General features: G+C 41.3%; 5 protein-coding genes and 1 other annotated feature. All 5 genes read right to left on the reverse strand.

All coding sequences use genetic code 11. From position 1 onward, the window contains the following. Window positions 1-104: 104 nt before the first annotated feature. The 5 genes from ACWJAF_RS13615 to ACWJAF_RS13635 all read right to left on the reverse strand — a co-directional run bounded on the left by ACWJAF_RS13615 (window position 105) and on the right by ACWJAF_RS13635 (window position 5143). Window positions 105-1469, reverse strand: coding sequence for a spore germination protein (locus tag ACWJAF_RS13615; protein WP_448864659.1), 1365 nt, complete (start codon window positions 1467-1469; stop codon window positions 105-107). Window positions 1470-1760: 291 nt separating this feature from the next. Further along, on the reverse strand, window positions 1761-2276 hold the full coding sequence (locus ACWJAF_RS13620) for a deoxyuridine 5'-triphosphate nucleotidohydrolase (protein ID WP_296032957.1): 516 nt from the start codon (window positions 2274-2276) through the stop codon (window positions 1761-1763). Between the two features lie 175 nt (window positions 2277-2451). Further along, window positions 2452-3225, reverse strand: coding sequence for an ABC transporter ATP-binding protein (locus ACWJAF_RS13625; RefSeq protein WP_296032960.1), 774 nt, complete (start codon window positions 3223-3225; stop codon window positions 2452-2454). Further along, window positions 3218-4099 (reverse strand): ABC transporter permease, encoded by an 882-nt coding sequence (locus ACWJAF_RS13630; protein WP_448864656.1) that lies wholly within the window; start codon window positions 4097-4099, stop codon window positions 3218-3220. The genes ACWJAF_RS13625 and ACWJAF_RS13630 overlap by 8 nt, the downstream gene beginning before the upstream one ends. A gap of 24 nt (window positions 4100-4123) precedes the next feature. Next, entirely contained in the window at window positions 4124-5143 is a 1020-nt protein-coding gene (locus ACWJAF_RS13635; protein ID WP_296032962.1) for an ABC transporter substrate-binding protein, read from the reverse strand. A gap of 150 nt (window positions 5144-5293) precedes the next feature. After that, window positions 5294-5563: a binding site (T-box leader), on the reverse strand. Window positions 5564-5758: the final 195 nt, after the last annotated feature.

The raw sequence follows: 5758 nt of genomic DNA on the forward strand, positions 1-5758 counted from the left end.
CATTAATTATAGCAGAAAACGAGAGATTTCAAGCAAAAATCTCTCGTAATTTCAGCAAAATTTAAAACATGATGGAATTTACTCTTGCACTGGAATTTACTTTTTCAAGTCAGCCTTATATGCAGATAACCCCGCCCTGACAGTGTCTTATTAAAACAGATACTGCACACCACAAGAACCGTTCCAACAGCAAATCCCCACCAGTTGAACAACGCTGTCAGCACCAGCAGTTCCAGGCGCATAAATTTTAACGCATAGCCAAGTTCGAAATTCGGCTGTGTGTAATTGGCCACTGCAACAAATGCCATATATAACATTACTTCACTGTTAAACCATCCCGAAGCCACAGAAAACTCTCCCATCACAAGGCCCGCGATCACACTCAGCGGCGTACTTAACATACTTGGTGTATTAAGCGCCGCAAGTCTTAGTCCGTCAATGGCGATCTCAAGCATTAATAACTGATAGATCAGCGGGATATTCACCGTATCTTTTACTGCCACAAAGGCAAATACTTTCGGAAGCCAGTTCAAATTCTGCATAAAGAGCAAAAACACAGGTGTCAGGAACACGCACATCACATTGATCAGTGCCCGGGATATCTTCAGATAGACATTGGTAAGTGTTGGAAAATAGTAATCATTTGCCTCCTCGATGATATCAAAAATCGATGTCGGAAGAATCATGGCTGACGGCGAATTATCTACCAGGATCACGACTTTTCCTTCCAGAAGGCAGGCCGATGCTGTATCCGGTCTTTCAGTAAATTTGAACTTCGGAAATGGATTGTACCATTTTCTTCTGAACAGGCATTCTGCAAGACTTTGCTGGTTCATTCTTAAGTCATCCGTCTGGATGCTCTTTATCTTGCTTCTTATATTATGAAGAAGTTCTTTATCTACTCGGTCCCCCATATAACAGATTGCCACATCTGTCCGTGAACTGTCGCCTACTTCCTGCATTTCCATGATCAGTGCCGGATGACGGATCCTGCGCCGCATCATAGCTGTATTGAATACGAGAGTCTCCACGAATCCATCCCTGGAACCGCGCAATGACTTGTCTTTATCCGGTTCTTCTACACTTCTTGCCGGATAGGTTCGGCAGTCAATTGCAATGCACGCCTGATAGCCATCGATAAATACACACGTCACACCCGATAGAAGGTTTTTAAATACCTGGTCAAAATCAAACAGCACCTCCACTTCCACGTACGGAATGCAGGCGCTTGAAAAATCCCACACATTTTCCGGCATATCTTCTGCCTTTACTTTCAGAAGTGAATCCATAATCTTAAGCATTGTATCGTCACTGTTAAAACCATTGATAAAATAAAAAGAAGACACCCGTCCGCCGATAAAAAGATCCCTCCTGATTAAGTCAAAGCTTTCTTTTATCGGAAGTATCTGATCCATATATGCAACGTTTTCTTCTCTTGTTTTATATATTGGAATATTTTCCCGTACCATCTTCGTCACCTCTGCTGCCTTTTTGGATATTTTATATTTAATGATGTGAGTGCCAAAAGTAAATTTTGCCACTATCGGAACTGTCCGGTCAGTCTCTCCTGCTGTTTGTCTTTCGAGTGTAGTATGTCCCGTATTTGTCCCAATATACATCCTGCAGACATTTAACAAGCTTTGACGTACAGAGAACCTGACACCTACAGCTTCTCTTGCATACTTAGGTATAATAAAAAAGAACGTTGCATTCCTTGATTTTTCCCTTTCAAGTCATGGAATGCGACGTTCCTTTTACTATTATTTTGTAGTACTTCCAAATCCACCGTTTCGGATATCTTCTACGTCATCATCTTCCGTGATTCCGTATTCCATGAAAATTCCCTGCATGAATCCGGTTCCGGCAGCGATCTCCACCGTCTTTCCTTCGTTAGTATCATTCGTGATCTTTGCGAAAATGTGTCCTTCATTGTCGGAATAATAGTAATCGCTATCGATAATTCCTACGGTGTTGTTAAGCTGCAGACGGAATTTGAATCCCAGTCCACTTCTTGGATAACACTGCAGTACCCAGTTTTCTTCCATTCTGACACGGATTCCTGTTGGGACTTTTACGGTCTCCCCCGGCTTTAACGCAATGTCTACAGGTGCGTAAAAATCATAACCTGCGGATCCTTTTGTTGCACGCTTTGGAAGCTTTAACACTTCATATACTTCCTGGATCTTTTCATCGCCGTCCTGTCCGACCGCATCCAGATATCCTTCTTTAAACTGCTCAAAACTTACTTTTTCAAATTTTGCAATTCTTTTTGCCATATGTTTATCCTCTTTCTTCATTTTAATCTACCGAATTTTGGTATACATAGAACCTGCCACCCACAGCTTTCCATGGATGCTTTGGCTACCGGCAGCTCCTTTACGAACGTATAGCGACAAAAAAACACAGCCTTTAAAACTGTGTTTTTTACCGGCATATTCAGTATAACATCTTTTAGTTGCCACACTCAATACTGATTTCATTAAATAAAGTTAATATATCATCTACCGACATTTCGTCTTTTTCTTTTCCTTTTTTATCCAAAATTGCATTTCCCTGATGCATCATCACCAGACGGTTGCCATATTCTATCGCATATCTTAAGTTATGTGTGACCATAATTGTCGTAAGTTTCTTTTCTTTTACGATCTTGTCTGTCAGCTGCATAATAAGTTCTGCGGTCTTCGGGTCCAGTGCCGCGGTATGTTCATCCAGGATCAGGAATTCAATCGGTGTCATTGTTGACATCAGAAGTGCCATCGCCTGGCGCTGTCCACCGGATAATGCTCCGACTTTTACGTCCATCTTATCTTCCAGTCCGAGACCTAACTGACTTAACTGTTCTTTGTAATAGTTGATTCTTGCTTTATTCGTTCCTCTGGAAAGGCCGAATGTCTTTCCTTTGTTATCTGCCAGTGACATATTTTCAAGAATTGTCATGCTTGGGCAGGTTCCCATAGCCGGATTCTGATATACACGGCCGATTTTCTGATTTCTTTTATATTCTTTCTGCTTTGTGATATCGGTTCCGTTGATCAGGATCTGTCCGCCTTCTACCGGAATGCTTCCGCAGATGATATTCAGCATGGATGTTTTTCCTGATCCGTTACTTCCTACTACGGATACGAATTCCCCTTTATCAATTGTCAGATCAAAATTCTGAAACAGGCACATTTCGTTTACTGTTCCCGGATTGTAATATTTATGAATTCCTTTTAATTCAAGCATTCGTATTCACCTTCTTCTTTCTGTCCATACTGATGATAAGTACAATCAGGAACAATACTGCTGTTACGAGTTTCATTGCCTGTGGATCAAAGTTACAAAGTGCGACTGCCACACAGGCTTTATAGATAATCGAACCGACCAGAACCGCCGTTGTTGTACGAAGCAGTGTCAGTTTCCGGAAGATACTGGTTCCGATGATAACACTTGCAAGTCCGATGACCATTGCACCGGTTCCCATAGAAATCTCAAAGACTCTTTCTTCCTGTGCGAACACGCATCCGGCCAGTGCCACCAAACCATTTGAGATCGCAAGTCCTAAAATCTTGATATTTCCCTTGTCTTTTGCAAGAGATACTACCAGTACGTCATTGTCTCCTACTGCTCTTAATAAAAATCCTGACTTTGTATTCAGGTACAGATCTAATAATATTTTACAGATTACTGCGAGGACCAGTATGATGATCAATGTAGAATACGGTGCAATTGCTTCCGGGATCACACGGTCCATCACATCATTTTTAAAAATTGTTTTCTGTGAAAATAACGGAACATTTGCTGTTCCTGCTATGTAAAGGTTGATCGTCCAGAGTGCTGTCATCATGATGATTCCGGAAAGAAGATCTCTTACTTTACATTTTACATGGATCAGGCCTGTACAGATGCCCGCAACCGCTCCTGCTGCAAATGCAAGGATCAGTGTGAGATATGGATTGACTCCCCGTGTAAGAAGGGCAGCTGTAATTGCTGCCCCCAATGGGAAACTTCCATCTACCGTAAGATCCGGGAAATCCAGTATTTTATATGTGATATATATCCCCAATGCCAGGATTCCATAGATCAGACCCTGTTCTAATATCGATGTGATGAAACTCATGAATATGCCTCCCAATTTTCCTTTTTATTCTGCTGTGATCTCGTCAAAGCTTTCTACTGCATTGTTTGCAAGATCGTCTGGTACTGTGATTCCAAGATTTTCTGCTACTTTATTATTTACATAGAATCCTGGCTCTGTGATTGTCTCGAAATTCTGTTCAGATGCTTTTTCTTCGCCTTTTAATACTTTTGCTGCCATCTTACCTGTCTGTTTTCCAAGTGCGATGTAGTCGATTCCTTCTGCTGCAAGGCATCCGATCTTCACCTGCTCGATCTCACTTCCGAATACCGGGATCTTCTTTTCATTTGCTTTATCAAGGATGGTTGGAAGTGATGCCACTACGGTATTATCTGTCAGGTTTGTGATGCAGTCTACTTTGCTCAGAAGATCATCTGCTGCAAGTGAAACATCTGCTGTTGTTGTGATTCCTTTTTCCACCAGTTCGAAATCATATTTTTCTACAAGACTTTTATATTCTTCAATTGCCGATACGGAGTTTGCTTCACTTGTTGTATACATGATGCCGATCTTCTTAGCGTCCGGAAGCATCTCACGGATCATCTTTAACTGCTCTTCTACCGGAAGTTTATCGGATGTTCCTGTCACTTCTCCGACTGGTTTCCCGTCTTTGCCTGCAAGCTCTGCTGCTACAGGATCTGTAACCGCTGTATAGATTACAGGGATATCTGCTTTCATTGCTGCGTTATATGCACTCTGGGCACTTGGTGTTGCGATTGCGCACACAAGATCTACTTTGTCAGATACCAGACTGTCGGAAATCTGTTTTGCAGTTCCCATGTCTGCTGCTGCATTTTTATATTTTACGGTCAGGTTATCGCCTTCTTTGATTCCTTCTTCTTCCAGTCCTGCTAAGAATCCTTCCCGGCAATTATCAAGAGAACCGTGCTCTGCAAACTGTTCAATTCCAATGGTGTATGATTCTTTTTTATCACTGCTTTCAGAATCGGATGACTTTCCACATCCTGCTGCCATTGCTGTTACCATTGCTGCTGTTAATAATACTGTTACCATTTTCTTTTTCATAATCTTTTTCTCCTTTTTTGTATCAAATATTTTTTGTTGTCTACAGATTGCAATTGCCAGCTCTCTGTCATTGTTAGGAGAGAAAATCTTTCATCGATAACCGTCTGTCATACTTTTCCCGACATAAAGAAAACCGCCCCAAACCATAAGGTTTGAGACGGTAATAATATCTATTATTATCGCGGTACCACTCAAATTGACGAATCGTCCACTTTCTCATGTACTAACATACACTCCTGATTGATAACGGGTTCGGTTCCCGACAAGCCATACTCTCTTCTGCTTTTTGTTTACTATAAGCTTTGATTTCAGACTGCCCTCGAAAGTCCATTCACTTATCAACTTCATACAGCAATCTCACCATCTGCTGCTCTCTTTGATGTCATCGTATAAGCTACTCCTCTTTCTCAACGGTTTTGCTTTGTTATGGCTATACTTTACCGTAACAAAGTTTGTTTGTCAAGCATTTTTTCATTATTTTTATTTCCATCTAAAATGAATTCTTAAATTCCACTGCCCCACTGGGCGGTGGAATTTACTCTCGCACAGTAGATATTTACTCTTTCACACAATAATGTTATGGTTTTATCTCCTTCTGACAGCAGTAGAAGGAGA

The sequence above is a fragment of the Dorea sp. genome (assembly GCF_977044405.1).